At 71.8% G+C, this 26,808-nt stretch carries 25 protein-coding genes; 11 read left to right on the forward strand and 14 right to left on the reverse strand.

Annotation, left to right across the window (positions count from 1 at the left end; genetic code table 11):
* From ACGF3I_RS12990 to ACGF3I_RS13010, 5 genes are all read left to right on the forward strand, one after another.
* Positions 1-981 carry an alpha-ketoacid dehydrogenase subunit beta gene (locus ACGF3I_RS12990; RefSeq protein WP_393131146.1) on the forward strand — a complete coding sequence of 327 codons (981 nt, stop codon included), beginning with the start codon at positions 1-3 and terminating at the stop codon, positions 979-981.
* A gap of 10 nt (positions 982-991) precedes the next feature.
* Positions 992-2,407: a dihydrolipoamide acetyltransferase family protein gene (locus ACGF3I_RS12995; protein ID WP_393131148.1), complete on the forward strand. Its 1,416-nt coding sequence runs from the start codon at positions 992-994 to the stop codon at positions 2,405-2,407.
* 160 nt (positions 2,408-2,567) lie between these two features.
* Positions 2,568-2,981 carry a hypothetical protein gene (locus ACGF3I_RS13000; protein ID WP_393131150.1) on the forward strand — a complete coding sequence of 138 codons (414 nt, stop codon included), beginning with the start codon at positions 2,568-2,570 and terminating at the stop codon, positions 2,979-2,981.
* An 85-nt stretch (positions 2,982-3,066) separates the two neighbouring features.
* Positions 3,067-3,729 carry a GntR family transcriptional regulator gene (locus tag ACGF3I_RS13005; RefSeq protein ID WP_393131152.1) on the forward strand — a complete coding sequence of 221 codons (663 nt, stop codon included), beginning with the start codon at positions 3,067-3,069 and terminating at the stop codon, positions 3,727-3,729.
* A complete protein-coding gene (locus ACGF3I_RS13010; RefSeq protein ID WP_393131154.1) occupies positions 3,726-5,024 on the forward strand; it encodes a nitrate/nitrite transporter in 1,299 nt (432 codons plus the stop codon). The genes ACGF3I_RS13005 and ACGF3I_RS13010 overlap by 4 nt, the downstream gene beginning before the upstream one ends.
* 25 nt (positions 5,025-5,049) lie before the next feature.
* Here ACGF3I_RS13010 and ACGF3I_RS13015 read toward each other — a convergent pair whose 3' ends face one another.
* A complete protein-coding gene (locus tag ACGF3I_RS13015) occupies positions 5,050-5,874 on the reverse strand; it encodes a maleylpyruvate isomerase family mycothiol-dependent enzyme (RefSeq protein ID WP_393131156.1) in 825 nt (274 codons plus the stop codon).
* A gap of 165 nt (positions 5,875-6,039) precedes the next feature.
* On the opposite strand from ACGF3I_RS13015, the gene ACGF3I_RS13020 reads away from it, so the two are divergent.
* A complete protein-coding gene (locus ACGF3I_RS13020) occupies positions 6,040-6,813 on the forward strand; it encodes a carbon-nitrogen family hydrolase (RefSeq protein WP_393131158.1) in 774 nt (257 codons plus the stop codon).
* Between the two features lie 226 nt (positions 6,814-7,039).
* On the opposite strand, the gene ACGF3I_RS13025 is transcribed toward ACGF3I_RS13020, so the two are convergent.
* Both ACGF3I_RS13025 and ACGF3I_RS13030 read right to left on the reverse strand, forming a co-directional pair.
* Positions 7,040-7,534 (reverse strand): LURP-one-related/scramblase family protein, encoded by a 495-nt coding sequence (locus ACGF3I_RS13025; RefSeq protein WP_393131160.1) that lies wholly within the window; start codon positions 7,532-7,534, stop codon positions 7,040-7,042.
* A 50-nt stretch (positions 7,535-7,584) separates the two neighbouring features.
* Positions 7,585-8,349: a TetR/AcrR family transcriptional regulator gene (locus ACGF3I_RS13030; RefSeq protein ID WP_393131162.1), complete on the reverse strand. Its 765-nt coding sequence runs from the start codon at positions 8,347-8,349 to the stop codon at positions 7,585-7,587.
* A gap of 99 nt (positions 8,350-8,448) precedes the next feature.
* On the opposite strand from ACGF3I_RS13030, the gene ACGF3I_RS13035 reads away from it, so the two are divergent.
* Positions 8,449-8,856, forward strand: coding sequence for a VOC family protein (locus tag ACGF3I_RS13035; RefSeq protein ID WP_393131164.1), 408 nt, complete (start codon positions 8,449-8,451; stop codon positions 8,854-8,856).
* A gap of 201 nt (positions 8,857-9,057) precedes the next feature.
* Here ACGF3I_RS13035 and ACGF3I_RS13040 read toward each other — a convergent pair whose 3' ends face one another.
* Positions 9,058-9,837: a helix-turn-helix domain-containing protein gene (locus ACGF3I_RS13040; RefSeq protein ID WP_393131166.1), complete on the reverse strand. Its 780-nt coding sequence runs from the start codon at positions 9,835-9,837 to the stop codon at positions 9,058-9,060.
* 334 nt (positions 9,838-10,171) lie between these two features.
* On the opposite strand from ACGF3I_RS13040, the gene ACGF3I_RS13045 reads away from it, so the two are divergent.
* The 3 genes from ACGF3I_RS13045 to ACGF3I_RS13055 all read left to right on the forward strand — a co-directional run bounded on the left by ACGF3I_RS13045 (position 10,172) and on the right by ACGF3I_RS13055 (position 13,305).
* Complete coding sequence (locus tag ACGF3I_RS13045; RefSeq protein ID WP_393131168.1) at positions 10,172-10,627, forward strand: glycine-rich domain-containing protein; 456 nt, start codon at positions 10,172-10,174, stop codon at positions 10,625-10,627.
* A 92-nt stretch (positions 10,628-10,719) separates the two neighbouring features.
* Positions 10,720-11,421: an SAM-dependent methyltransferase gene (locus ACGF3I_RS13050; RefSeq protein WP_393131170.1), complete on the forward strand. Its 702-nt coding sequence runs from the start codon at positions 10,720-10,722 to the stop codon at positions 11,419-11,421.
* Positions 11,422-11,487: 66 nt separating this feature from the next.
* Positions 11,488-13,305: an NHL domain-containing thioredoxin family protein gene (locus ACGF3I_RS13055; protein WP_393131172.1), complete on the forward strand. Its 1,818-nt coding sequence runs from the start codon at positions 11,488-11,490 to the stop codon at positions 13,303-13,305.
* Between the two features lie 113 nt (positions 13,306-13,418).
* Here the strand turns inward: ACGF3I_RS13055 and ACGF3I_RS13060 are convergent, their stop codons facing one another.
* From ACGF3I_RS13060 to ACGF3I_RS13100, 9 genes are all read right to left on the reverse strand, one after another.
* Positions 13,419-14,165, reverse strand: a complete 747-nt coding sequence (locus ACGF3I_RS13060) for a DUF4232 domain-containing protein (protein WP_393131174.1) — start codon at positions 14,163-14,165, stop codon at positions 13,419-13,421.
* Positions 14,166-14,459: 294 nt separating this feature from the next.
* The gene (locus ACGF3I_RS13065) at positions 14,460-17,156 is read right to left on the reverse strand and encodes a BTAD domain-containing putative transcriptional regulator (RefSeq protein ID WP_393131176.1); all 2,697 of its coding nucleotides are present in this window, start codon (positions 17,154-17,156) and stop codon (positions 14,460-14,462) included.
* Between the two features lie 207 nt (positions 17,157-17,363).
* Positions 17,364-17,585, reverse strand: coding sequence for a DUF6458 family protein (locus tag ACGF3I_RS13070; protein ID WP_393131178.1), 222 nt, complete (start codon positions 17,583-17,585; stop codon positions 17,364-17,366).
* Between the two features lie 89 nt (positions 17,586-17,674).
* Entirely contained in the window at positions 17,675-18,970 is a 1,296-nt protein-coding gene (locus ACGF3I_RS13075) for a M18 family aminopeptidase (RefSeq protein WP_393131180.1), read from the reverse strand.
* Between the two features lie 449 nt (positions 18,971-19,419).
* Complete coding sequence (locus tag ACGF3I_RS13080) at positions 19,420-21,255, reverse strand: acyl-CoA dehydrogenase (protein WP_393131182.1); 1,836 nt, start codon at positions 21,253-21,255, stop codon at positions 19,420-19,422.
* Between the two features lie 227 nt (positions 21,256-21,482).
* On the reverse strand, positions 21,483-22,454 hold the full coding sequence (locus tag ACGF3I_RS13085; protein ID WP_393131184.1) for a pirin family protein: 972 nt from the start codon (positions 22,452-22,454) through the stop codon (positions 21,483-21,485).
* Between the two features lie 181 nt (positions 22,455-22,635).
* Positions 22,636-23,097: an SseB family protein gene (locus ACGF3I_RS13090; protein WP_393131186.1), complete on the reverse strand. Its 462-nt coding sequence runs from the start codon at positions 23,095-23,097 to the stop codon at positions 22,636-22,638.
* A 44-nt stretch (positions 23,098-23,141) separates the two neighbouring features.
* The gene (locus tag ACGF3I_RS13095; RefSeq protein ID WP_393131255.1) at positions 23,142-23,303 is read right to left on the reverse strand and encodes a DUF397 domain-containing protein; all 162 of its coding nucleotides are present in this window, start codon (positions 23,301-23,303) and stop codon (positions 23,142-23,144) included.
* Positions 23,304-24,149, reverse strand: coding sequence for a helix-turn-helix domain-containing protein (locus tag ACGF3I_RS13100; RefSeq protein WP_393131188.1), 846 nt, complete (start codon positions 24,147-24,149; stop codon positions 23,304-23,306). It abuts the gene before it with no gap.
* A gap of 116 nt (positions 24,150-24,265) precedes the next feature.
* Here ACGF3I_RS13100 and ACGF3I_RS13105 point away from each other — a divergent pair, with 116 nt between their 5' ends.
* Positions 24,266-24,463, forward strand: coding sequence for a hypothetical protein (locus ACGF3I_RS13105; RefSeq protein WP_393131190.1), 198 nt, complete (start codon positions 24,266-24,268; stop codon positions 24,461-24,463).
* A 3-nt stretch (positions 24,464-24,466) separates the two neighbouring features.
* Here the strand turns inward: ACGF3I_RS13105 and ACGF3I_RS13110 are convergent, their stop codons facing one another.
* Positions 24,467-26,623, reverse strand: coding sequence for a SpoIIE family protein phosphatase (locus ACGF3I_RS13110; protein WP_393131192.1), 2,157 nt, complete (start codon positions 26,621-26,623; stop codon positions 24,467-24,469).
* Between the last annotated feature and the right edge of the window lie 185 nt (positions 26,624-26,808).

The raw sequence follows: 26,808 nt of genomic DNA on the forward strand, positions 1-26,808 counted from the left end.
ATGGCTGTAAAGAAGTTGCCGATCGCCAAGGCGATCAACGAGTCGCTCCGCAAGGCGATGGAGACCGACCCCAAGGTTCTCGTCATGGGCGAGGACGTGGGCAAGCTCGGCGGCGTCTTCCGCGTCACCGACGGCCTGTTCAAGGACTTCGGCGAGGACCGGGTGATCGACACCCCGCTCGCCGAGTCCGGCATCGTCGGCACCGCGATCGGCCTGGCCCTGCGCGGCTACCGGCCCGTCGTGGAGATCCAGTTCGACGGTTTCGTCTTCCCCGCATACGACCAGATCGTCACGCAGCTGGCGAAGATGCACGCCCGCGCGCTCGGCAAGATCAAGCTGCCGGTCGTCGTGCGCATCCCCTACGGCGGCGGCATCGGCGCGGTCGAGCACCACAGCGAGTCCCCCGAGGCGCTGTTCGCGCACGTGGCCGGGCTCAAGGTGGTCAGCCCCTCCAACGCGTCGGACGCGTACTGGATGATGCAGCAGGCCGTGCAGTCCGACGACCCGGTCATCTTCTTCGAGCCCAAGCGCCGTTACTGGGACAAGGGCGAGGTCGACACCGACGCCATCCCGGGCCCCCTGCACAAGGCCCGTACGGTGCGCGAGGGTTCGGACCTGACGCTCGTGGCGTACGGCCCGATGGTGAAGGTGTGCCTCGAAGCGGCCGCCGCCGCGCAGGAGGAGGGCAAGTCGGTCGAGGTCGTGGACCTGCGCTCGATGTCGCCCATCGACTTCGACGCCATCCAGGCCTCGGTCGAGCGCACCCGCCGCCTGGTCGTCGTGCACGAGGCGCCGGTCTTCTACGGCGCCGGGGCGGAGATCGCGGCCCGGATCACCGAGCGCTGCTTCTACCACCTGGAGGCCCCGGTGCTCAGGGTCGGCGGCTACCACGCCCCGTACCCGCCGGCCCGCCTGGAGGAGGAGTACCTGCCGGGCCTCGACCGGGTGCTCGACGCCGTCGACCGCTCGCTGGCGTACTGAGGGAATGGTCGTGACGACAATGACGCAGAACGCAGCCCGCTTCCGCGAGTTCAAGATGCCGGACGTCGGCGAAGGACTCACCGAGGCCGAGATCCTCAAGTGGTACGTCCAGCCCGGTGACACCGTCACCGACGGACAGGTCGTGTGCGAGGTCGAGACCGCCAAGGCGGCCGTCGAACTGCCCATCCCCTACGACGGTGTGGTGCACTCACTCCACTTCGAGGAGGGCGTGACGGTGGACGTCGGCACGTCCATCATCACCGTGGACGTGGCCCCCGGCGCCGAGGAGGCCCCCGCGGCCGAGCCCGTGGCACCGGCCGTGCCCGCCGCCCCGGCCGCGTCCCCCGCCCCGGCCGCCCCCGCCGAGGAGGGGGCGCCCAAGGGCCGCCAGCCCGTCCTCGTCGGCTACGGCGTGTCCGAGGCCTCCACCAAGCGCCGCCCGCGCAAGGGCGCCGCGGTGCCCGAGCAGGCCCCGGCCGAGGCGCTGCGCGCCGTGCAGACCGAGCTGAACGGCCAGGCCCCCGCCCCGGCCCGCCCGCTGGCCAAGCCGCCGGTGCGCAAGCTCGCCAAGGACCTCGGCATCGACCTCGCCACCGTGGTGCCCACCGGCCCCGACGGCATCGTCACCCGCGAGGACGTGCACGCGGCGGCGGCCCCGGTCGCCGAGCAGGCCCCTGTTTCACGTGAAACAACTCCCGCTCCGGCGCCGGTCGTTCAGGGCGACGTCCGCGAGACGCGGATCCCCGTCAAGGGGGTGCGCAAGGCGACCGCGCAGGCCATGACCCGCTCGGCGTTCACGGCGCCGCACGTCACGGAGTTCGTGACCGTCGACGTGACGCGGACGATGAAGCTGGTCCAGGAGCTCAAGTCCGACAAGGACATGGCGGGCCTGCGGGTCAACCCGCTGCTCCTGATCGCCAAGGCGCTCCTGGTCGCGATCAAGCGCAACCCGGACGTCAACGCCGCGTGGGACGAGGCGAACCAGGAGATCGTGCTCAAGCACTACGTGAACCTGGGCATCGCCGCGGCCACCCCGCGCGGCCTGATCGTCCCGAACATCAAGGACGCCCACGACAAGACCCTGCCGCAACTGGCCGAGTCGCTGGGCGAGTTGGTGGCGACGGCGCGTGAGGGCAAGACCTCGCCGGCGGCGATGTCGGGCGGCACGGTGACCATCACCAACGTCGGCGTGTTCGGCGTGGACACCGGCACCCCGATCCTGAACCCGGGCGAGTCCGCGATCCTGGCGGTCGGGGCGATCAAGCTCCAGCCCTGGGTGCACAAGGGCAAGATCAAGCCGCGCCAGGTCACCACGCTGGCCCTCTCCTTCGACCACCGCCTGGTCGACGGCGAGCTCGGCTCCAAGGTGCTCGCCGATGTCGCGGCCGTCCTGGAGCAGCCGAAGCGGTTCATCACCTGGGCCTGACCGGCCCCGGCACCACCTCCGGCCCCCGCCGCGCACCCCGCGCGGCGGGGGCCGCGGCGTGCCCGGGGCAGCTCCCGGCTGCAGTGGCCCCTGCCCGGTTGCACGGGCCCCCGCCGCGGCCGAGAGTGAGGGCAGGGGGCACGCCCGAGGGGAGTCGTGCATGGCGCCGTACGTCCGGGCCGGTCTCGGGGCCGCGCTGATCGCGGCCGCGCTCGCCGGGCCCCTGTTCGACCCGGCCGCGGCCCGACCGGCCGAGGCCCGCACGCCCGCCGCCCGGGTCTGCACCGCGACCCTGGAGGTCTCCATCGGCGCCGGTGTCACGGCGGTCCTGTCCCTGAGCCCGTCCGGCCCGGCCGTCACGTTCAAGGACGGCCCCGGCCGACCGCTCACGGGCTTCGGCACCCTGGACCGCACACGCCCCGCACTGCCCGCGTCCGCCGGGATCCGGGCCGAGATCCGCACGCCATACGGGCCCGCGCCCGTGCTCAGGACCAAGGTCGAGGGCGGCCCCGACGCGCCGTACCAGATCCAGGACTTCCCCGCCCTGCCCCGCGGCTGCGCGCGAACCCGCTAGCGCCGCCCGGAGGGCGCGGGGCGCCTTCGTCCCGGGATGCGGACGGTGCTTTCTGATGCACCCCTGTTGTATCTATCCTGTGCGCATGCCTCCCGCCCCGGCCCCCGCCACCAAGCAGCCCCCTGCCGCCGACCGCGTCTACATGCACGTCAAGCAGGCCGTCCTCGACCGCCGCTACGAGGGCGGCACGCTGCTCACCGAGGGGGAGCTGGCCGAGGCGGTCGGGGTCTCGCGCACGCCCGTGCGCGAGGCGCTGCTCAAACTGGAGGTCGAAGGGCTGCTCAAGCTCTACCCGAAGAAGGGCGCCCTGGTGCTCGCCGTCTCCGCACAGGAGACCGCCGACGTCGTCGAAACCCGGCTGCTGGTCGAGGAGTTCGCGGTCCGCCGCGCCATTCCCGCGCCCGAGCGCCTCGTCCAGCGCCTCCAGGCGATCCTGGCCGAGCAGAAGGCACACGCCGCCGCCGGGGACCTCGCCGCCCTCGCCGTGAGCGACCGCTGCTTCCACGCCGAGATCGTGCGCCACGCCGGCAACGAGATCCTCGCCCGGCTCTACGACCAGATGCGGGACCGCCAGCTGCGCATGGGCGTCGCCGTCATGCACGCACAGCCGGACCGCGTCGCCAAGAACATCGCCGAGCACGAGGAAATGCTGGACGCCATCAGGGACGGCGACGGCGAGCGGGCCGCGCACTGCGTGCGCCAGCACCTCAGCTGGGTCAAGATCCTGGTCAGGGGGGACGACCGATGAGCTCTGCCGCACACCCGGCGCCCCAGCCGCTGGGCGGGCGCCGGGCCGCCCTCGTGTGGGGCACGGGCGTCGGCGTCTACTTCGTCGCCGTCATCTTCCGCACCTCGCTCGGCGTCGCCGGCCTCGACGCCGCCGACCGCTTCCACGTCAACGCCTCGGCGCTCTCCACCTTCTCCATACTCCAGCTGCTCGTGTACGCGGGCATGCAGATACCCGTCGGCCTCATGGTCGACCGGCTCGGCACCAAGAAGGTCCTGGTGCTCGGGACCGTCCTGTTCACCGTCGGACAGCTCGGCTTCGCCCTGTCGCCCTCGTACGCCGCCGCACTGGCCTCCCGCGCGCTGCTCGGCTGCGGGGACGCGATGACCTTCATCAGCGTGCTCCGGCTCGGCTCGCGCTGGTTCCCCGCCAAGCACGGGCCGATGATCGGCCAGGTCGCCGCGCTGTTCGGCATGGCGGGCAATCTGGTGTCCACCCTCGTCATCGCCCGGGCGCTGCACGGCGTCGGCTGGACGCAGACCTTCGCGGGCAGCGCGCTCGCCGGTGTCGTCGTCCTGGTGCTGGTCCTGCTCTTCCTGCGCGACCACCCCGAGGGCCACGAGCCGCCGCCCGCGCACCACGCCGGAGCGGCCTTCGTACGCCGTCAGATCGTCGAGTCCTGGCGCGAACCGGGGACCCGGCTCGGGATGTGGGTGCACTTCACGACGCAGTTCCCGGCGATGGTCTTCCTGCTCCTGTGGGGCATGCCGTTCCTCGTCGAGGCGCAGGGCCTGGACCGCGGCACCGCCGGCGGACTGCTGACCCTGGTGGTGCTCTCCAACATGGTTGTCGGTCTGGTGTATGGCCAGCTCATCGCCCGCCACCACGCGGCCCGACTCCCCCTGGCGCTCGGCACCATAGGAGCGACCGCACTCATCTGGGCCGCCACCATCGCCTACCCCGGCGCCCACGCGCCGATGTGGCTGCTCGTCACCCTGTGCGTGGTCCTCGGGTCGTGCGGGCCCGCGTCGATGATCGGCTTCGACTTCTCCCGCCCCGCCAACCCGCCGGAGCGCCAGGGCACCGCGTCCGGCATCACCAACATGGGCGGCTTCATCGCCTCCATGACGACCCTGCTCGCGGTGGGCGTCCTGCTGGACGCGACCGGCGACAACTACCGGATCGCCTTCTCGTCGGTGTTCTTCCTGGAGGCGCTCGGCCTCGCCCAGATCCTGCGGCTGAGGGCCCGGGCCCAGCGCCGCGAGCGGGAACGGCTCGTGGCGAGCCGGGTGGAAGCCGTGCACGTCCCGGTATAGGCCCGCCCCACGGCGTGACCGCGCCCTACGGCGTGACCGCGAACTCCCGCAGGATCGCGTCCGCCAGCGCCTGGTCGCCCTCCGTCTTGACGCGGTCGGCGACCGCGTGCGGGCGGACCCGGCCGCAGGCGAGCCGCAGGAACGTCTCCCAGTCCATGGCGAGCGTGACCAGCGGGCCCAGTGAGGGCGCGCCGTCGATCGTGCCGTGCCCGTCCGCGTCGACCCGTACCGTCCGCAGGAACTCGACCGGCCCGTGGATGTCGAAGACGACCGCGGAGCCGGGCGGGGCGCCGGCGTTCTTCGCGACGACCTTCGGCAGCGTGTGCAGCAGGATGTCGCGCGCCACGTACGCGCCCGGCGAATCCAGGTTCCCCGGCTTGTTCAGGGCCCAGCGCAGGTCCTGCTCGTGCACCCACACATCGAACGCCCGCATCCGCAGAGCCAGTTCAAGGGTCTGCTCCGCGCCGAGGGGGGCGCGCACCTTGGTGTCCGGATCCCGGTTCTCGTTGCGCAGCTGACGCGCCCGGCGAATGATCGTGTACTCCAGCTCGGAGGTCATCTCCGGCGCCGTATGGTGCCGGCGCACATCGACCTGCATCTCCATGTAGCGGGCGAACTCGGTCTGGACGTGGAAGATGTCGCGCGGCAGGGTGTGGATCGGCCTCGGGTCGCCCAGCTGCTCGCACTCCATGCCGATGATGTGCGACACGATGTCCCGCACCGACCAGTTGGGGCACGGTGTCGGCCGGTTCCACTCGCCCTCGACGAGCGGCTGCACCAGCTCGGATATCGCCTCGATGGAGTGGGTCCAGGCATCGGCGTAGGTCTGAAGGCTGGGATGGACGGTCACGGGACCCCTCGGCGGTTCTTTTGTACGCGGGCTGGACTGCGGGACTGCGTGGGAGGCTTGGTCGCTAAGTTACGCTGCCGGGCAGGACCCCGGCAGTGCTTTGGTGTGACGATCGTAGGCTGTTTCCCGGAGTGCTGACGGCTCGAAGGTTAGGACGGTGGTACTGTGCGCGCCTCGCTCATCCAGATCGACGTGAACCCGGACGAGACCATCAAATCCCGCCGCGTGCGCGCGGGTTCGCTGGTGCGCGAGCAGAGCGGCAGTGATCTGGTCGTCCTTCCCGAGCTGTGGACCACCGGGGCCTTCGCGTACGAGCGGTTCGCGGACGAGGCGGAAACGCTCGACGGGCCCACGGCGCGCGAGATGTCCGCGGCGGCACGGGACGCCGGGGTGTGGCTGCACGCGGGGTCCGTGCCGGAGCGCGGCGAGGACGGCACGGTCTACAACACCTCCCTCGTGTTCTCGCCCGAGGGCGCCCTCGCGGCCACCTACCGCAAGATCCACCGCTTCGGCTTCGACAAGGGCGAGGCGGTGCTGATGGGCGCGGGCGACCGCCTCGTCAGCGTCCCGCTGCCCGACCTCACCCTGGGCCTCGCGACCTGCTACGACCTCCGCTTCCCCGAACTGTTCCGCGGCCTGGTGGACGCGGGCGCCCACGCCTTCGTCGTCCCGGCCGGCTGGCCCGAGCGGCGCAGCGCGCACTGGACGCTGCTCGCCAGGGCGCGGGCCGTGGAGAACCAGGCGTACGTGCTGGCGTGCGGGACGGCGGGGGCGCACGCGGGGGTGGAGCAGGCGGGGCGCAGTGTGGTGGTGGATCCCTGGGGGGATGTTCTCGCTGCCGCGGGGGTGGGGGAGGAGGTTCTGACGGTGGACCTCTCTCCGGCGAAGGTCGCCGAGACCCGGGAGGTCTTTCCGGTCCTCCGGGACAGGGTGCTCTGAGGCTCCGCTCGGGGTGGCCGGGGTTCGGCTCTGCCGTGCCGGGGGCCTGCGCAGTTCCCCGCGCCCCTTTGGTCGGCCCGTCGTTTTCGTGTGCGGACCGTGGTCGCTTTTCGCGCAGTTCCCCGCGCCCCTTATGGGGTGCCGCCTGTTTTTGCGTGCGGGACGTGGTCGCTTCTCGCGCCCCTAAGCGCCCCCTCCCGCGCGGGCTCCCCGGGCCGCTCAGGGGTCAGTCGTGGTCGTGGTCCTTTTCGTCCATGCGGATCACGCAGATCACCACCGCCAGCAGCAGCGCCGCGTCCGCGTCCTCGCGCACCACGTTGACCGCGTACGTCTCGCGCACCCGGAACCACTTGCGTGACACGTGGGCCAGCAGTTCCCCGTCGTACTCAATGGTGAACTCGCGGTCCAGGATGCGGCCCGAGACGTCCAGCTCCGTGCCCTCCACGAGGCTGACGCGGTAGTGGTTGCGGAGCAGCGAGAGCCGTTTGCGGCGGACCGTGGCCAGGGCCTGGTCGTCCCGCTCGATGGTCATCGCGTCCCGCAGGCTGAACATCTTCTCCCGCAGCGTGATCAGGACCCGCCCCGACGGGTCCTTCAGCTCCAGGGTGTCGCGCATGCGCAGCGCCTTGCCGTCGGCGAGAAACGCCTGGCGGCCGTCCTCGGTCTCGATCCAGTAGTCGTCGCCGATGGCGAAGATCTTGTCCCGCACGAGGTATTTCATGGCTACACCCCTGCCCATGCGGGCCCCCTGCCGAACGGCGACGCGGCTGTTCATACCGGGCTCTGCCGCTCGGCCCACCGTCCGAGCCCTTCCAGCACGCACTGGAGCCCGAAGGCCCACACCGCGTCCGGGTCGTAGGCGCCGGCCGCTTCACCCACGCGTCCGGCGAGCGGGTAGCGGTCGGCGTCGATCACCTGGGCGAGCAGCGGCCCGGCCTCGGCCCACCAGTCGTCGTCGCTCCGCCGGCCGTTCAGCTCGGCCGCGTCGGCGGCGGCCCGGGCGGTGGAGTGGACGAAACCCAGGAGGTGGGTGAGGGCGGTGTCCCGTTCGGCGTCGGGCAGGCCGATGCCCTCGAAGGCCGCCAGCTCGTGCTCGTACTTGCCGATCACGCCGGGGCCCAGGGGCGGGCGGGTCACGGACATCTCGGCGATCCAGGGGTGGCGCACCAGCAGGGCCCGGTTGTCCCGGGCGACGCGGGTGACCCGGTCCCGCCACGGCTCGTCCGGGCCGAACGGCGTCAGCTCCATCCGCCCGTACACGTCGTCCAGCATGAGATCGAGCAGTTCGGCCTTGCCCGGGACGTACGTGTAGAGCGTCATCGGCGTCACCCCGAGCCGCTGGGCCAGGGCGCGCATGGTCAGGGCGTCCAGTCCCTCCGCATCGGCCAGCTCGACCGCCGCGCCGACCACCGCATCGACGGTCAGCCCCTGACGAGGGCCGCGCCGCCCGGCCGACGGTTGCGGCGCGCCCGAAGCGCGCCACAGCAACTCCAGCGTGCGGACGGGGTCCCCGCCCCCGCTGCGGTTCTTCGGCACAGCCCCTCCAGCCCTTCCATAACGTTGCGCGCGACACTGTACGTAGTACACAGTACATAGTAGAGAGAAAGTAGAGAGCCGCCCCCAGCGAGGAGTGCCGTGCAGATCACCGACACCGCCATATGCCTGACCGTGGACGACGTTTCCGCCTCCGCCTCGTTCCTGACCAGGCATTTCGGCTACACCGAGAACATGTCAGCCGACGGCTTCGCCTCCCTCGGCCACCCCGACGCGCCCAGCGTGGTCTTTCACCGGCGCGGTCTCGAAGTGCTGCCCGAGGGTTTTCGCGACCGGCCGGCGGACGGGGTGATTCTCGCCTTCGTCGTGAGTGACCTGCACAAGGAGTACGAGCGGCTGCGCGCGGAAGGCGTCGCCATCACCCTGGAGCCGCGCGAGGAACCGTGGGGCGAGCGGCTGTTCATGGTCGCCGACCCCAACGGGGTCCCCATCGAGCTGGTCGAATGGGTCAAGGAGCACAGCGACGAGAGCGCGAACGTGGCCCCGTAGTGCCGTGCCGGACGGCCAGGGCGACTTCCGGAGCGGCAGGGCCGGCAGGATGCGGCGGACATCCAGGTGCTCGTTGCTCACGAACTCGCGCAGCGCGGTTCCGTACCACTCGGCCCTCACGGACGGGGCGTCGTCGGGCTCGGCCGGACCGGCGGCAAGGCCCCCGTGCGGTCCGGGCCCCAGCAGATGCTCCGTCCGATGTCACTCCGGCGGCCGACTGTACCTCTCCAGTGTCGCCTTGCTGGTGGACCGGTCCACCAGCCGCAGTTCCCAGGGGCCGGTATTCACGTCGAAGTCCTTACCGAAGCCGACCCACTTTCCGGCCATGCGCCGTCCGGTCGGCTCGACCAGGAGTTGGATGGCCCCGTGATAGCGGGCCCCGTTGTAGTAGCCGTCTGCGGCAGTCTGCTCGACCCACGTACCCGTGACCACGTTGCGATCGACCGTGAGATCCAGCGTGAGTGGGCTGTCCGGGTTGCTGCTCGCCCCGGGCAGGCTCTGAACGGTCAGCCGGTTCCCGTGCTGGACGATCACTACGTAGTGCTTGCCCTCGTACGAGTCGGCCCGGCTCGAAGAGAAGAACTCGTAGCGGCTGAGCCACAGCCCCGAAAACGTCTCCTCACCCGTCTGCGCAGTGGACTGCGCGCCTACAGAGGCAGACGCGACACCGGTTGTGCCGGTCTCCATGTCATGCCCTCCCTTCCCGTCTGCGTGGACTCGTGCCGTCGGCACCGGCAGGGCGAACCCCAGTGCCTCCACCGGACGCCCAGTGACCCGTTCCAGAGCCCTTGCGTACACGCCCCGAGGCGTCTTGCTCGTGCCGGACTCCCAGCGCTGCACCAGCCGCTTGGAGGCCTCGTTCGGCTCCCCCAGTTCCGCACCTGCCCGGCGGAGCGCCTTGGCAAAGTCGTCTTGGCTCAAGCGCAGGCCAATACGCACGGCCCGCAGCACATCATTCGGCACCACGGCGGACGTCGTCATGACGTCAAAGCTAGACCGAACAGCCATGCAATGACACCGGTTTGACGCCCTGGAGGGCGTCAGTGACACCCCACTGAGCGACGCCCGGGCGACGCCCGAAGTGTCGTCGCTCCGACGGACCGGCGGCGGGAACATCGCTTCACCAATCGGACCGGGCAGGCGGAAGGCCAACGATGACCATGACCGTGCGGGATTCTCGCGACTCCGGCCGGACGTTCGGCGCTGAGGCGATCTGCCCCGGCAGCGCCGAGAAGCCGCTGATCCCCATGACCTCCGCCGCCCGGCCCCCCTGCAAGTGCCACCGATGTTCCGCACAGACCAGGAAGGCACAGACGTGACGATCACCGACACGACGAAGACCGTGTACGACCTCATCACCCGGGAACTGAGGGCCGACCTCATCACCATGGTCCGCGAGGACTCCTGGCCGGAGATGACCGACGACCAGGGCCAGCGCGGCGTCAACCAGCTGGCGGCCTTCCTCGCCGTAGCCGCGAACACCACAAAGAGGGCCACGCCCAGCCTTCGCGTGGACCTCTTTTGGCACGCGCTCGTGCTCCATACCAAGCACTACGCCGAGTTCTGCGACGCGCTCGGCGGCTTCATCCACCACGTCCCCGACCGCAACAGCGGCCACGACCCGGCCGAGGGCCGGGCCGCGATGCGTCGGACGGCCGAGATGATCCGATCGGCCGGCTTCGACGTGGACCCGGAGTTCTGGCCGATCGATGGCGTGGCCGACTGCACCCAGAGCTACGCGGGCTGCTCCGACAGCCCCGTTGCCAAGTAGCTCCGACTCAAGCGGAGCGACTGACCCACGAGAGCTTCAGCCGCCCGGTATCGTGCCGGGCGGCTGAAGCCAGGAACGAGAACGGACAGGTAGTGACTGACGCTCGCAGCACCGCATGGGACACCTACTCGCAGAGCAAGCCCCAGCGGCGGAAGACCAATGCCGCGGGCGAGACCACATGGTTCAACTGGACCCAGTACCCGGACCACGGCCCCAGGGCCGACGTGCTCAACCTGAACCAGGGCGACCGCGTGCTCGATCTCGGGTGCGGGTCTGGAGGGAACGCCGCTCACCTCGCGACGCTCGGCATGAAGTCCGTCGGGATCGACCTCTCCGCCAAGCAGCTCGACAAGGCACGAGAGCGGTGGCCAAGCGTGGACGGGATCGAACTCCACCAGGCCGACGCCCTCACCTACCTTGGAGACACGTTCACGATCTTCGATGCGATCTACAGCGTGTTCGGCGCTGCCTGGTTCATTGCCCCCGGTCTTCTGCTGCCGATGGTTCACGCGAACCTTAAGCCGGGTGGCGTTTTCGCCTTCTCCCAGCGGCCCCCGGTCGAAGGGTGCTACGGCTGTCAGGCGTCATACATCCCGCGCGGGCCCGAAGAAGACCCCGCTGTCGTCAAACGGTGGGACTACGAACCCGATGGGTGGGCGCTGATTCTCAAGGAACACGGCTTCGTGGACGTATCAGCGTCCGTGCTTGCCCCACCCCCCGGTGGTCGGCGCACGGGAACCCTGTTCGTCCGGGGCGTCCAAGGAGGTCAGTCCGTGGTGGAGCGAATCCCGTAGCTGCGCAGGACCAAGGCGTCGTACGGGAGTGATTCCGCGTTCACGGGTGGATGGCAAGCTTGAAGGATGAACGATGCTGCCCCGGCGCCCACCCCCGCGCCCGCACCCCGCCGCGCCCGTGTCCGTGCCCCCGAGCTGATCGGCAAGGGGGGCTGGATCAATACCGGTGGCAAGGATCTGAAGCTCGCCGACTTCCGAGGTCGCACATTGATCCTCGATTTTTGGACCTTCTGCTGCATCAACTGCCTCCACGTCCTCGACGAACTGCGCGAGCTGGAGGAGAAGCACCGGGACACCGTGGTGATCGTCGGTGTGCACTCGCCCAAGTTCGTGCATGAGGCCGAGCACCAGGCCGTGGTCGACGCCGTCGAGCGGTACGGGGTGGAGCACCCCGTGCTGGACGACCCGGAGCTCGCCACCTGGAAGCAGTACGCGGTGCGGGCCTGGCCCACGCTGGTGGTGATCGACCCCGAGGGGTACGTCGTCGCCCAGCACGCCGGCGAGGGGCATGCGCACGCCATCGAGCGGCTCGTCGAGGAGCTGGAGGAGGAGCACGCGGCGAAGGGGACGCTGCGGCGCGGGGACGGGCCGTACGTGCCCCCGGAGCCCGTCGCCACCGACCTGCGCTTCCCCGGCAAGGCGCTGGTGCTGCCCAGCGGGAACTTCCTGGTGTCCGACACCACGCGCCACCAGCTCGTGGAGCTCGGCCCGGACGGCGAGGGCGTCGTGCGGCGGATCGGCGGGGAAGGGCAGTTCAAGGAGCCGCAGGGCCTCGCGCTGCTGCCGGACGGCCGGGTCGTGGTCGCCGACACCGTGCACCACGCGCTGCGCGCCTTCGACCCGCGGAGCGGGGAGATCGAGCTGCTCGCGGGCACCGGCCGGCAGTGGTGGCAGGGGCAGCCCACGTCGGGGCCCGCCCTTGAGGTGGACCTGTCCTCGCCGTGGGACGTGGCCTGGTGGCGCGGCAAGGTGTGGATCGCCATGGCCGGTGTGCACCAGCTGTGGACGTACGACCCGCAGACGGGCACCGTCGAGGTGGCGGCGGGCACGACCAACGAGGGGCTCGTGGACGGGCCGGGCGCCGAGGCCTGGTTCGCCCAGCCGTCGGGGCTCGCGGCCACCGAGGAGCGGCTGTGGGTCGCCGACTCGGAGACCTCGGCGCTGCGCTGGGTCGATACCGAGGGCGCGGTGCACACGGCCGTCGGCACCGGTCTCTTCGACTTCGGGCACCGTGACGGGGACGCCGCGCAGGCCCTGCTCCAGCACCCGCTGGGCGTGACCGCGCTGCCGGACGGCTCGGTCGCCGTGGCGGACACCTACAACCACGCGCTGCGCCGCTACGACCCGGCGAGCGGTCAAGTCACCACGCTGGCAACGGACTTGAGGGAGCCGAGCGACGCGGTCCTGGTCGGGGACGACATCGTCGTCGTCGAGTCCGCGCGGCACCGGCTGACCCGCCTGCGGCTGCCCGAAGAGACGGTACGGGTCGAGGCGGTCGCGCACCGCACGCAGCGCACGGCGACCGAAGTGGCCCCGGGCGGGCTCCAGTTGGACGTGGTGTTCGAGGCGCCGGCCGGGCAGAAGCTGGACACCCGCTACGGGCCGTCCACCCGGCTCCTGGTGTCCGCGACGCCGCCGGAGCTGCTCATGGCGGGCGCGGGCACCGGTACCGACCTCGCCCGCGAGCTGATGCTGAACTCCGAGGTCACCGAGGGCGTCCTGCACGTCTCGGCGATGGCGGCCTCCTGCGACGACGACCCGGCGAACGAGTACCCGGCCTGCCACGTCCACCAGCAGGACTGGGGCGTGCCGGTGCGGCTCGTCGAGGGCGGCGTGGGCAGGCTGCCGCTGGTGCTGGCGGGCCTCGACCGGGGCGAGGTCTAGGGCCTGCCGGCGGTGCCGTGCGGGGCGCGGTCCAGGGCCTGCCGGCGGTCTTGTGCGGGGCGCGGTCCAGGGCCTGCCCGGCGGATCCCGTCCGGGCGCGAAGGACGCGCGGTCTAGGCGAAGCCGGGCTTGAACGGGCCGGTTCGGGGGGCCGGTCCGCACAGGGGCAGGGTGGCGGGGCGGCCGTGGGCGTCCACGACGGCCACGGTGACCGGGGCCTTGGAGCCGGGCAGCGTGACCCGCGCGGTGGCGCCCTTCGCGGCGCAGCCGCCGGGCGCGGCGAACCGCGCACGGGCCACTCCGTTCGCGCCGGGGTGCAGGGCGAAGGGCTTCGCGAACGGCTGGGCCGGGACGGAGGCGAGCGGTGCGGCCCGGCCCCGGTCGTCCAGGACGGTCAGGGTGGGCGTGCCGTGCAGGACGCAGGTGTGCCCGGAGATGTTGCGGACCACCAGGACGGCCTCGCCGCCGCTCCGCGGGCCGGCGCCGTGACGCGGATTGCCCGGACGGGCGGAGTCGCCGAGGACGCGGACGGCGATGGACAGGGCGGTCGGCGAGCAGAAGACGCGGGCGTCCTCACCGCCGTCGTCGACGGGCCCGGTGGGGGTGGCGGTGCCGGGCGCCGGGGTGCTGGGGGCCGGGCTCGCCGCGGGCGGGCCGGACGGCGCGGGTGAGCCGGTGCCGTCCGGTGGGCCCGGCGTTGACGGGCTCGCGGCGGGGGCCGTGGTGGAGGGGCCGGGCCGGGCGGCCGAGGTGCCCGACGGCGTCGCGGACGGCGTACCGTGCGCGACCGTCTTCGCGGTGGTGCCGGGGGTCGCGGAGGGGACGCGGTCGGTGCAGGCCGCGAGCGCCGCGACAAGCACAACGGCCCCGATGAGCCCGGCGACGCTCCGCCCCGCCGCGTCCCGCCGGCCCCCGTGCCGTGCCGGGCGCGCCGGGACGTGCGGTATCCCGCCGGGAGTCCTGATCGCCCCGCTCCTCGTCCTGCCCCTGCGCATCGCGTCCCTTGGTTCCGGTCATGTACCGCGCCAGCCTCGCAGCCGCCCCTGTCGTCCGGCTAACGCGCCGGTCGTACGGTTCCGCGCGTACGGTCGGCGCGTGCGGCCCGGGCGTGTGGCGCGGGCCGGTGAACGGTGCCGGGTGGGCACCGCGTGAGCTTACGCGGGTGGGAGCGCGGCCAGTCGGGCGCGGGCGGCTGCCGCGCCCTCCTCGTAGCCGTGACTGTCGGCCTCGTCGGCGGCTTCGGTGAGCTGGAGGCGGGCCTCGTCCGTGCGGCCGAGGCCGGCCAGCGCCTCTCCGTAGCTGGTGCGCAGCAGGACGCGGCGCGGGATCGCCTCGGGCGAGGGGCCGAGTTCGAGGCCGCGCAGGGCGTGTTGGAGTGCCTGGTGGTGGGCGCCGGCGGTGAGGAAGTGGCGGGCCAGGTGCTGGTGGGCGAGCATCTCGGTGGAGTGGTCGCGGGCCCGGCCGGCCAGGGTGAGGGCGTGGCCGAGCAGGTCGCCGGCGCGGTCGGTCTCGCCGTACTGGGTGAGGATGAGGGCCAGGTTGATGCGGGCGACGGCCTCGCTGGTGACGTCGCCGGCCCGGCGGGCGAGGTCGGGGGCCTTCTCCAGCTGGGCCAGGGCCTCGTCGTAGCGGCCCTCCTCCTGGAGGACCCAGCCGAGCAGGGCGCGGGTGCGGGACTGTGCGTCCAGTTCCTGCTCCAACTCGGCCGATTCCAGGGCCTGTTCGAGGAGGGGCACCCAGCCGTCGCGGACCCGCCAGACGATGAGCGGCCACTGGAGCAGGACGAGCCGCCAGGCGCGGTCGTGCAGCCCCGCGTCGACGGCGGCGGCCACCGCCCCGCGCAGGGTGGCCCGTTCGGCCTCGAACCAGGCGAGCGCGGCCTGGCGGTCCTCGAACTCGCGGACCGCCGCGGGCCGGCGGGCGCCGGGCGGCGGCGCGAAGCAGGGCCGGCTGCCGGGCTCGGCGGTGGCGGTGGCGATGAGGCCGGTGTGCAGGTAGTGGTCCAGGAGGCGGGCGAGCCCGTCCGGGTCGGCCTCGGGGGCGAGCGCGCGGGCGTAGAGGCGGACCAGGTCGTGCAGCGTGTACGAGTCGGAGCGGGCGCGCGGGGCGGCGCCGTGCGGGCCGGATTCGACGACGAGGTGGGCGGCGGCGAGGTGTTCGAGGGCGGCGGCGGCCTGGTCGGGGGTGCAGCCGGCCAGGGCCGCGGCGGTGTAGCGGTCGAGTTCGGAGCCGGTGTGCAGGCCGAGCGAGCGGAACATGCGGCGGGCCTGCTCGGGAAGTTGCTGGACGGTCAGGCGCAGGGCGGCGGCGACTCCGGTGTCCTCGACGCGCAGCAGTCCCAACCGGTGCTGTTCGTCGGCCAGTTCGGCGGCGAGGGCGGCGAGGGTGCCCTGGGGTCGGGCGGCGAGGCGGGCCGCGGTGACGCGCAGCGCGAGCGGGAGCCCGTCGCACAGGGCGGCGAGACGGGACGCGGCCTCGGGTTCGGCGGCGACGCGGTCGGCGCCGAGGACCGCGCCGAGCAGGGCGGTGCAGTCGGCGGCGGGCAGTTCGTCGAGGCGGACCGGGCGGGCCGCGTCGGAGGCGACGAGCCCGCCGAGCCGGTCGCGGCTGGTGACGAGGGTGACGCAGTGGTCGCCGCCGGGCAGCAGCGGGCGTACCTGTTCGGAGTCGCGGGCGTTGTCGAGCACGACCAGCATCCGGCGGTCGGCGGTGAGCGAGCGGTAGAGCGCTCCCATCCCGGCCTCGGTCTCGGGGACCCGCTGGGCGGGGACGCCGAGCGCGAGCAGGAACTCCCGCAGGACGACGGTGACATGGCGGGCCGGGGTGTCGCTGTAGCCGCACAGGTCGACGAAGAGGCGGCCGTCGGGGAAGTCGGCGCGGCGCTCGTGGGCCCAGTGCACGGCGAGCGCGGTCTTGCCGACCCCCGCACCGCCGGTGACCAGCGCGATGGCGCCGTACTGTCCGGCGGTCGCGCGCCCCAGCGCGGCGAGTTCGGCCTGACGCCCGGTGAAGCCGCGCGGGCGCCGGGGCAGCAACTCCGGTATGGGCAGCGGAGGTTCGGGCTCGGACGGGGCCGGATGGGGGGCGTCGGCGGGGGCGGCGGCGGGGGTGCCGGCGCGCAGGATCGCGGCATAGGCCTCGGCGAGCGCGGGGCCGGGGTCGACGCCGAGTTCGTCGGCGAGCAGACGGCGGGTGCGGTGGAACCACTCCAGGGCGTCGGACTGGCGTCCCGAGCGGCTCAGGGCCAGCATCAGCGCGGCCGACAGGGGCTCGCGCAGCGGGTGGGCGACGGCCTCGGTGCGCAGGACGGCGGCGGCCCGGCCGTGCTCGCCCAGCTCCCCGTAAGCCTCGGCGAGCGCTTCGACGGAGGCGAGCCTGAGCTCTTCGAGGGTGTGGGACGCGGCTTGCAGGGGCGGGCTGGTGACGGTGCCGGTGAGGGCGGGGCCCTGCCACAGGGCGAGCGCCTCGCGGAGCATGAGGACCGCGTCGCCGGGGCCGCGCTGGCCGCGGGCGAGTGAGACGAGTTCCTCGAACCGGTGGGCGTCCACGAGGGTTTCGGGCAGCCGCAGGACGTAGGCGGGTCCCTGGGTGACGAGTTCGATGCCGTACGCCTCGGCGCCGTGCTCGGCGAGCAGGGCGCGCAGACGCGAGACGTGGCCCTGCAGGACGGTGCGGGCGTGCTGGGGCGGCTCTTCGTCCCAGAGGGCCTCGATGAGGCGTTCCACGGGGACCGCGGTGTTGGGCTGGAGCAGCAGCATGGCCAGCAGGCTGCGTCGTTTGGCCGGGCCGAGCGGCAGGAACGCGCCGTCCTCCGTCGCCACGGCCACCGTTCCCAGGACGCGGAACTCCACGGCGGCGGTACCCCCTTGCTCCCCGTTCCCGGACTTCCCGGACCTGGTCAGGGCCCGGACACCGAGGATACGCGGGGCACGGCGGGGTTCCCCCACGTCCCGGGCCACAGGTGGCGCGGGTCACGTGAGGTGAGGAACACGTCGCGGGGTGCCGCCGGGCCGGTGGCCCGGGGGTGCCGGGGTCACGCGGTCAGGGGCCGGCCGGGGTCACATGAGGCCGTCGTGGTGGCGGTCCTCCTCCACGATGGTGGCCCCGGGCACCACGCGCCGCCTGCGCAGCACGCTGGTGAAGACGGCGACGCCGATGATGCCGACCGCCATCAGGATCAGGCCCACGACGTGGACGTTCACTCCGCTCGCGTGCCAGTCCGTCGCGAACGTGAGTATCGCCCCGACCGCGATGAGGATGATGCAGCCGCCCAAGCCCATGGATCTCGCCTCCGTGAAAGGTGGTGGACCGTCCGGGTACCCGCGACCCGGACGGCCAATCACCGTGCGCACGGCGGCGGTTGGCGGCCTCAGGCCGCCAGGAACGCGGCCAGGGCGTTGGCCAGCAGGTACGGGTCGTCGGCGCCGCACAGCTCACGGGCACTGTGCATCGACAGGATCGCCACGCCGATGTCGACGGTCTGGATGCCGTGGCGGGCCGCGGTGATGGGGCCGATGGTGGTGCCGCAGGGCATCGCGTTGTTGGAGACGAACGTCTGCCACGGCACCCCGACGCGCTCGCAGGCCGCCGCGAACACGGCGCGGCCGGCGCCGTCGGTGGCGTACCGGGCGTTCACGTTGACCTTGAGGATGGGGCCGCCGTTGGCGCGCGGGTGGTGCGTCGGGTCGTGGCGCTCCGCGTAGTTGGGGTGGACGGCGTGGCCGGTGTCGGAGGACAGGCACACCGTGGCGGCGAAGGCGCGGGCGCGGTCCTCGTACGTGCCGCCGCGGGCGAACACCGAGCGCTCCATGACGTTGCCGAGCAGCGGGCCGTCGGCGCCGGTGTCGGCCTGCGAGCCGTCCTCCTCGTGGTCGAAGGCGGCGAAGACGGGGATGTACGGGAGGGCCGGGGCCGTCGCGACGGCGGCCAGCGCGGCCGTCCCGGCGTGCACGGAGAGCAGGTTGTCCATGCGGGGCCCGGCCACCAACTCCCGGTCGCGGCCCAGATAGGCGGGGGCCTCGACGGAGTGCAGCATCAGGTCCCAGCCGGTCACCTCGCCCTCGGCGAGCCCGGCCTCCTGCTCCAGGAAGCGGATGAGGTCGCCCTCGCGCACGTCGTCGCCGAGGCCCCAGATCGGCTGGAGGTGGCGCTGGCGGTCGAGCTTGAGGCCGTCGGTGTTCACCGAGCGGTCCAGGTGCACGGCCAGTTGCGGTACGCGCAGGAGCGGGCGGTCGACGTTGACCAGACGGTGGCTGCCGTCCTTCAGGGTGAGGCGGCCGGCGATGCCGAGGTCACGGTCCAGCCAGGTGTTGAGCAGCGTTCCGCCGTAGATCTCCACGGCGACCTGACGCCAGCCGTACGCGCCCGAGTCGGGCTGCGGCTTCACGCGGAGGTTCGGGGAGTCGGTGTGGGCGCCGACGATGCGGTACGGGGTGTGGGGTTCGGCGCCCTCCGGCACGTACCAGGCCACGATGGCGCCGCCGCGCAGCACGTACTTACCGCCGTGCGTGCCGTCCCAGGCATCCGTCTCGCGGACCTGACGGAACCCGGCCTTCTCCAGGCGAGCGGCTGCGTTGGCCACGGCGTGGTACTGCGACGGGCTGGCCGCGAGGAAGGTCATCAGGTCGTCGGTGTGGCCGCGGTCGAAGCGGGGCGGTGTGCTCATGCGGCCACCCTAACGGCGCCCCGCCACCCGGGGCTGCGCCCCAGACCCCGGAGGGGTTTGCCCACCCGCCCGCCCGTGCGGGGGGTTGGAGAGGCCCGGCCCCTGGGGCTGCGCCCCAGACCCGCTGAGGGGCTCCGCCCCTCGGACCCCGGCGGGGGCTGCGCCCCCTGCACCCCCATCACGCCTGAACGGCGCTCGTCCTCAAACGCCGGACGGGCTGAGGTGGCCGATGCTGCCCAGCACCGAGCAGTTAAGGGGCGCGGGGAACTGCGCGAGGCAGGCCGGGCTACACGTGCGGCCCAGCACCGGTCCCGCCAGGGGCGCGGGGAACTGCGCGAGGAGCGGGCACGGTCCGCAGACGACCGGGGGTTAGGGGCGCGCGGAACGGGGGCCCGGGCATGGGAAAGGGGCTCGGGGTCCGACCACCCCGAGCCCCTGGGAGGAGGGGGCTAGAACGCCGCCTCGTCCAGCTCCATCAGGGAGTTGTCCACCGACTCGGCCAGAGAACGAGCCATCCCGACCCCCGGCAGCACGTTCGCCGCGAAGAACTTCGCCGCAGCGATCTTCCCGGTGTAGAACGCGACGTCCTTCGCGGAGGGCGAGCCGGAGGACAGGGCCTCGGCCGCCACCGCCGCCCCCTTGAGGAGCAGGTAGCCCACGACCACGTCGCCCGAAGCCATCAGCAGGCGGGTCGTGTTGAGGCCCACCTTGTAGATGTTCTTGACGTCCTCACCGGTCGCCGTGAGGTCGGTGATCATCGTGCCGACGATCGCCTCCAGGTCGACGGCCGCCTTGGCGAGGGAGTCGAGCGCGCCGCCCAGCGCCTCGTTGCCGTTCTGCTCGGCGAGGAACTTCTTGATCTCCTCGGAGAGGGCGTTCAGGGACGCGCCCTGGTCCCGGACGATCTTCCGGAAGAAGAAGTCCTGGCCCTGGATCGCCGTCGTGCCCTCGTACAGCGTGTCGATCTTCGCGTCACGGATGTACTGCTCGATCGGGTACTCCTGGAGGTACCCGGAGCCGCCGAAGGTCTGGAGCGACTCGTGCGAGAGCTTCTCGTACGACTTCTCCGAGCCGTAGCCCTTCACGATGGGCAGCAGCAGGTCGTTGAGGCCGACGAGCGCCTTGGCGTCCTCGCCCGCGGCCTCCTTGACCTGGATCGCGTCCTGGATGGAGGCGGTGTAGAGGACGAGCGAGCGCATGCCCTCGGCGTACGCCTTCTGCGTCATCAACGAACGCCGCACGTCCGGGTGGTGAGTGATCGTCACCTTCGGCGCGGTCTTGTCCATGAACTGGGAGAGGTCCGAACCCTGGACGCGCTCCTTGGCGTACTCCAGCGCGTTCAGGTAACCCGTCGACAGCGTCGCGATCGCCTTCGTGCCGACCATCATGCGGGCGAACTCGATGATCATGAACATCTGGCGGATGCCGTCGTGCTTGTCGCCGATCAGCCAGCCCTTGGCGGGGTGCTGGTCGCCGAACGTCATCTCGCACGTGTTGGACGCCTTCAGGCCCATCTTGTGCTCGACGTTCGTCGCGTACACGCCGTTGCGCTCGCCCAGCTCGCCGGTCTCCCAGTCGAAGTGGAACTTCGGGACCAGGAAGAGCGAGAGGCCCTTGGTGCCGGGGCCGTGGCCCTCGGGGCGGGCGAGGACGTAGTGGAGGATGTTCTCCTCCATGTCGTGCTCACCGGAGGTGATGAAGCGCTTCACGCCCTCGATGTGCCAGGAGCCGTCGTCCTGCTGGACGGCCTTGGTGCGGCCCGCGCCGACGTCTGAACCCGCGTCGGGCTCGGTCAGCACCATCGTGGAGCCCCAGCGCTTCTCGACCGCGATCTCGGCGATCTTCTTCTGCTGCTCGTTGCCCTCCTCGAAGAGGATGCCCGCGAAGGCGGGGCCCGAGGAGTACATCCAGATCGCCGGGTTCGAGCCCAGGAGCAGTTCGGCGTACGCCCAGATCAGGGAGCGCGGCGAGACGGTGCCGCCGATCTCCTCGGGCAGGCCGAGACGCCAGTACTCGGAGTCCATGAACGCCTTGTAGGAGCTCTTGAAGGACGCCGGGACCGGAGCGGTGTTGGTGGCCGGGTCGAAGACCGGCGGGTTGCGGTCGGCGTCCGCGAAGGAGTCGGCCAGCTCGTTCTCGGCGAGACGGGCGATCTCCTCCAGGATCGACTTGGCGGTGTCGACGTCCATCTCCCCGAACGGGCCGGTGCCGTACAGCTTGTCGCGTCCGAGCACCTCGAAGAGGTTGAACTCGATGTCGCGGAGATTCGACTTGTAGTGCCCCATGGCGACGGCTCCGTAAGCAGGGTGTCGGTTACATCTACCAGCAAGTAGCTCAGTACCTCCGATGATGCTACCCACCGGTAATAACGCGCAACCTCTGGCCGGGAACTGTGACGTGTCAGGCACGGAAACGCACAAGGGCCGCCCGGGGCTCGCCGTCGAGCCCCGGGCGGCCCGGTCCGTGCGCCGATCACCGATGGGCGATCGGCCCACGGCGTTCGGGATGCCGCCTACAGGCCGCCCTCGGTCATGCCGTGGACCGCCGGGACCGAGCCGAGACGGCCCTTCTGGAAGTCCTCGAAGGCCTGCTCCAGCTCGGCCCGGGTGTTCATCACGAACGGCCCGTAGTGCGCCATCGGCTCACGGATCGGCTGCCCGCCGAGCAGCACGACCTCCAGGTCGGGGGCGTTGGCGTCCTGCTTCTCGTCCGCGCGGACGGTCAGCGAGCCGCCGCTGCCGAACACCGCCGTCTGACCCATGTGCACGGGCCGGCGCTCGGCCCCGACGGACCCGCGCCCGGCCAGCACGTACGCGAGGCCGTTGAAGTCCTCGCGCCACGGCAGGGTGACCTCCGCGCCCGGCGCGAGCGTGGCGTGCACCATCGTGATCGGGGTGTGCGTGATGCCGGGACCGTCGTGGCCGTCCAGCTCACCCGCGATGACGCGCAGCAGCGCGCCGCCGTCGGGCGAGGTGAGCAGCTGGACGGAGCCGCTGCGGATGTCCTGGTAGCGGGGGGCCATCATCTTGTCCCGGGCCGGCAGGTTCACCCAGAGCTGGAGCCCGTGGAAGAGCCCGCCGGACATGACGAGCTGCTCCGGCGGCGCCTCAATGTGCAGCAGCCCGGAGCCCGCCGTCATCCACTGGGTGTCACCGTTGGTGATCGTGCCGCCACCACCGTTGGAGTCCTGGTGGTCGAAGATCCCGTCGATGATGTACGTGACGGTCTCGAAGCCGCGGTGCGGGTGCCAGGGGGTGCCCTTGGGCTCGCCCGGCGCGTACTCCACCTCGCCCATCTGGTCCATCATGATGAACGGGTCGAGGTGCTTGTAGTTGATCCCGGCGAACGCGCGGCGCACCGGGAAGCCCTCCCCCTCGAACCCCTGCGGCGCGGTGGTCACGGCAAGGACGGGACGGGCCGAGGCGCCCTCCGGCGCGACGACGCGCGGCAGGGTCAACGGGTTCTCGACGGTCACAGCTGGCATGGGACGGCCCTCCTCGGGGGGTGCTCTGCCTTCAAAGTAGTTGAATGCTGAACATCCTGCAAGGCGTGCTTCATTCCCGGGTCGGGTTCTGCCTGGTCACGCCCCTTTTGCCCGTCCGCACGCGGCTCGGGCCCGCACCCCCGAGGGGTACGGGCCCGAGCCGCGGGGACCTGCGCGGCAGCTATCCGTACATCCGCCGCATCGCGAAGTCGACCATCTGCTCCACGGCCTTCGCGTCGAAGACCATCCGGTGGTCGCCCTCCATGTCGAGCACGAAGCCGTACCCGGTCGGCAGGAGGTCGATCACCTCGGCGCCGGTGATCACGAAGTACTTGGACTCCTTGCCGGCGTAGCGGCGCAGCTCCTTGAGCGAGGTGAACATCGGGATCACCGGCTGCTGCGTGTTGTGCAGCGCCAGGAACCCCGGGTTGTCGCCGCGCGGGCAGTACACCTTGGACCCCGCGAAGATCTGCTGGAAGTCCTCGGCCGAGAGCGACCCCGTCGTGAACGCCCGCACCGCGTCGGCGAGCGAGGGCGGTGACGGCTCCGGGTACAGCGGCTGCTCGCCGTACCCGCCCTGCATCTGCTGCTGGGGCGGGGCGTACTGCTGCTGCGCGCCCGGGTTCTGGTCGTAGCCGTACATGGGCCCAAGACTACCGACGCGGGCTCCCGCCGAACACCGCGATCTCAGCCCCGGGGGGCCGTGCCCTTCACGGCCTCTATGAAGGGTGCCCAGGCGCTGGCCGCGATGATCAGTGCCGGGCCGTCGGTGGCCTTGCTGTCCCGGATGGGGACGATCCCGCTCGCTGTGGTTTGTCCTTGCGCCGACGGGCACCGCTCAAGTCGAATTCAGCGTCTGGCAGTTCGGTAGCCCTCGGCCGCCTTTTCCATCATGGCCAGCGAGGCACTGGGGGGCAGGGCAGCCGCCTTCAGCCGGTCGTAGGACCTCCGGTACGTCTTCACGAGATCGGGCTGGTCGATGACTTGGCCGGAGTACATGCTCTCCATGTACGTCATGGCCGGAGCGTCCGGAAAGGTCACCACCCTGGTCGTTCCCGTCATGAACGGATGGGCACCCACCGTTTCCGGAATGATCTGCAAAACGCCGCGTGCAGCGTGGATGACGTCGACGACGTGCTCCAGCAACTCGGCCATATGCGAGGGCGGCACCACCCGGCGCCGGAGCACCGACTCATCGAGGATCACCCAGAACTCGGGGGGCGCTTCCTGCTTGAAAAGGGAGGCGCGGGACATGCGGGCCGACACCTTCTCCTCCACCTGTTCATGGGTGTACCTGGGCTGGGCCGCCTGAACAACCGCCCGTGCGTAGGCGGCGGTCTGCAACAGGCCCGGTACCAGGAGGGGAGACCATTCCTCAATCGTCTCCGCTCCCTGCTCCATCGCCACGACATCGGCGAAGTACTCCGCGTGCCCGGACTGCCGGGCGCGATAGACGTCTTCACAGCGACGCTGGAAAAAGCCGTCCGTGCCCAGGCGGGCGTCCACATGCTTGGCCAGATCCATGGGCATGCGGCGTTCGCCGCGTTCGATCTGGCTCAGGAACGGCACGCCGCGGAAGCTGTCGTCGGCCAGTTGAGCAAGGGTGAGGCCTGCCGCCTCGCGTCTGTAACGCAGCTCCGCACCGTAGAAGGACGGCACGCTCGCCGACGCATCCGGGTCCTTACGCGAGGGCATAACTCGCCACCACCATTTGCCAGTTGACGGGTGAAACGCAAAGCACTTCCAAAGGTAAAGGGCATGGCTTCATCCTGTGCGGGGTTCGTCACACACCGCACTCACAGGAGGCCCCCATGAACGCAACCACCCCCCTCCCACCCCGCAAGGACGACACCTACGCCGTCGTCATGGAGCTGCGAGCCGCGCTCGCGGAACACGGCATCACCCTCCCCTCGCTGGGGCGGGACTTCGGGGCGCCCCCGCTCGTCATCCTCGGGAACTGCAACACCGCCACCGCGCGGGCCCTGACGCAGGCCCTGCGGGACGGGTGAGAGCTAGGGGGCCGGGGCGCTGTCGGGGCCGGGCTCGTACAGCTCGAACCAGATCGACTTGCCGTCGCCCCGGGGATCCACTCCCCACGCGTCCGCCAGCATCTCCATGAGGATCAACCCCCGCCCGCTGGAGGCCATTTCGCCGGGGCGGCGCCGGTGCGGGAGCTCGTCGCTCGCGTCGGCGACCTCGACGCGCAGGCGGCGGGTGCCGAGGGGGCCGCGCGCCTCGGCCACCAGGAGCGCGTCGCCGTCCGTGTGGACCAGGACGTTCGTGATCATCTCGGAGATCATCAGGACCGCCGAGTCGACCTGTTCCTCGTCCGCCCAGTCGTGCAGCAGCTCGCGCAGCTGGCGGCGGGCGCCCGCGATGCGTTCGGGTTCGGCCTGGGCGATCGTGAGGGCGGTGCGGCGCACCGCGGCGGGCGGGACGGTCCCGGCGAGGTCGGCCGGGGTGTTGCGGCGCAGCAGCAGCAGCGCGATGTCGTCCTCGCGGCGGTCCACCAGCGGGCCCGTGGTGTGGTGCGAGGAGGGGCCGTGCACCGCCTGGACGAGTTCGTCGGCGAGCTGCTCCAGGCTGTCCCCGGTGTGCTTCTCCAGGACCGGGCGCAGCCGCGTCCAGCCGCTCGCCATGTCGTGGCCGCCGGTCTCGATCAGACCGTCGGTGCAGATCATGATGGTCTCGTCCGGGTCGAGGACGAGCCGGGTCGTCGGGTAGTCGGAGTCCGCCTCGATGCCGAGCGGCAGGCCGCCGGCGGTGGAGCGGATCAGGGCGGTGCCGTCGGCGGTGCGGATCACCGGGTCGGGGTGGCCGGCGCGGGCGATGTCGAGGGTGCCGGTGGCCGGGTCGACCTCGATGTACAGGCAGGTCGCGAAGCGCGGGGCATAGTCCTCGTACCCGTCGCCGTAGGGGTCGGGTACCCCGTACGACTCGGTGATCCCGTACAGGAAGCGGGAGGCGCGGGAGAGGACCGCGTCGGGGCTGTGGCCTTCGCTCGCGTACGCTCGCAGCGCGATCCGCAGCTGGCCCATGAGGCCGGCCGCGCGGACGTCGTGGCCCTGTACGTCCCCGATGACCAGGGCGAACCTGCCGCCGCCCCCGTCCGTGCGGGAGCCGCCGCCGGGCAGCGGGATCATGTCGTACCAGTCGCCGCCGACCTGGAGGCCGCCGCCGGTCGGCACATAGCGGGCGGCGACGGTCATGCCGGGGATCTCGGGGCCGAGCGTCGGCATCATCGAGCGCTGGAGGCCGAGCGAGAGTTCGCGCTCGCTCTCCGCCTCGCCCGCCCGGGCCAGGGCCTGCGCGAGCATCCGGGCGACCGTGGTGAGGACCGAGCGCTCGTCGGGCGTGAAGGCGACCGGGTTCTTGAACGCGGCCATCCACGCGCCGATCGTGCGCCCGGCGACGATCAGCGGGACGAACGCCCACGACTCGCGGTCGAAGCGCTGGGCCAGCGGCCAGGTGGCGGGGAAGCGGCGCCGGTACTCCTGCGGGGTCGGCAGGTAGATGGCCCGTCCGTTGCGCACGACGTCGGCGGCCGGATAGTCGGTGTCCAGGGCCATGTCGGTGAAGGGGCCGTCGTCGCCGGGATTGTGGCCGTGGTGCCCGATGATCGTCAGCCGCTCGCCTGCCACCCCGAACACGGCGAGCCCGTCCGGCGAGAACCCCGGCATGGACAGGGACGCGGCGACCCGCAGCACCTCGGAGGTGGAGCGGGCCTCGGCGAGCGCGCGGCCGGCGTCGAGGAGGAAGGCCTCGCGCGAGCGCCGCCAGTCGCCGGTGATGGAGGGGTGCGCGGCGGTGGTGCCCGGCTGGGGTTCGGCGACCTCCTGGATGGTGCCGATCAGCAGGTAGTCGTCGCCCTTGAGCATCGGTTTGGAGCGGCTGCGCACGGTGCGCAGGACGTGGCCGTGCTCGTCCATGATGCGCAGCCGCACCTCGGCGAGGGTGCCCTCGGCGACCGCGAGGTTGACGATGCCGTCGACCTCGTTCCAGTCGATGGGGTGGAACCGGGACCGTACGGCGGCCTCCGTCAGGGTGACCGGCTGCGCGGGCAGCCCGAGGAGCCGGGCGGCCTCTGCGTCGAGGGTGACCGTCCCGGATCCGTTGTCCCAGCGCCACAGGCCGGTCGCGATGGCGGCCAGGACGTCCTCGGTGCGCATTGCCCCTATTTAAGAAGATGTCCGCATCCGTCGCCACCGCGACCCGGGCCGCGCGCCGGGCCGGCCGTCCCGCGCGGGCCGCCCGGTGCGCACCCCGGGCCGGGCCCGGGGGGCCTTCCGGGCGGGCGGAACGGGGGGCGCACCGGGCGGTAACCTGGACAAGTTGATTCCCGCCTGTCTCGCGA

The sequence above is a fragment of the Streptomyces sp. NPDC048111 genome (assembly GCF_043202815.1).
Classification (GTDB): Bacteria; Actinomycetota; Actinomycetes; order Streptomycetales; family Streptomycetaceae; genus Streptomyces.

Bases quoted from the DNA above. Each gene is read 5' to 3' on its own strand.
- ACGF3I_RS12990 (WP_393131146.1), top strand. From the start codon at position 1: ATGGCTGTAAAGAAGTTGCCGATCGCCAAGGCGATCAACGAGTCGCTC.
- ACGF3I_RS13000 (WP_393131150.1), top strand. From the start codon at position 2,568: ATGGCGCCGTACGTCCGGGCCGGTCTCGGGGCCGCGCTGATCGCGGCC.
- ACGF3I_RS13005 (WP_393131152.1), top strand. From the start codon at position 3,067: ATGCCTCCCGCCCCGGCCCCCGCCACCAAGCAGCCCCCTGCCGCCGAC.
- ACGF3I_RS13010 (WP_393131154.1), top strand. From the start codon at position 3,726: ATGAGCTCTGCCGCACACCCGGCGCCCCAGCCGCTGGGCGGGCGCCGG.
- ACGF3I_RS13025 (WP_393131160.1), bottom strand. From the start codon at position 7,534: ATGAAATACCTCGTGCGGGACAAGATCTTCGCCATCGGCGACGACTAC.
- ACGF3I_RS13040 (WP_393131166.1), bottom strand. From the start codon at position 9,837: ATGACGACGTCCGCCGTGGTGCCGAATGATGTGCTGCGGGCCGTGCGT.
- ACGF3I_RS13055 (WP_393131172.1), top strand. From the start codon at position 11,488: ATGAACGATGCTGCCCCGGCGCCCACCCCCGCGCCCGCACCCCGCCGC.
- ACGF3I_RS13070 (WP_393131178.1), bottom strand. From the start codon at position 17,585: ATGGGCTTGGGCGGCTGCATCATCCTCATCGCGGTCGGGGCGATACTC.
- ACGF3I_RS13075 (WP_393131180.1), bottom strand. From the start codon at position 18,970: ATGAGCACACCGCCCCGCTTCGACCGCGGCCACACCGACGACCTGATG.
- ACGF3I_RS13080 (WP_393131182.1), bottom strand. From the start codon at position 21,255: ATGGGGCACTACAAGTCGAATCTCCGCGACATCGAGTTCAACCTCTTC.
- ACGF3I_RS13085 (WP_393131184.1), bottom strand. From the start codon at position 22,454: ATGCCAGCTGTGACCGTCGAGAACCCGTTGACCCTGCCGCGCGTCGTC.
- ACGF3I_RS13090 (WP_393131186.1), bottom strand. From the start codon at position 23,097: ATGTACGGCTACGACCAGAACCCGGGCGCGCAGCAGCAGTACGCCCCG.
- ACGF3I_RS13100 (WP_393131188.1), bottom strand. From the start codon at position 24,149: ATGCCCTCGCGTAAGGACCCGGATGCGTCGGCGAGCGTGCCGTCCTTC.
- ACGF3I_RS13105 (WP_393131190.1), top strand. From the start codon at position 24,266: ATGAACGCAACCACCCCCCTCCCACCCCGCAAGGACGACACCTACGCC.
- ACGF3I_RS13110 (WP_393131192.1), bottom strand. From the start codon at position 26,623: ATGCGCACCGAGGACGTCCTGGCCGCCATCGCGACCGGCCTGTGGCGC.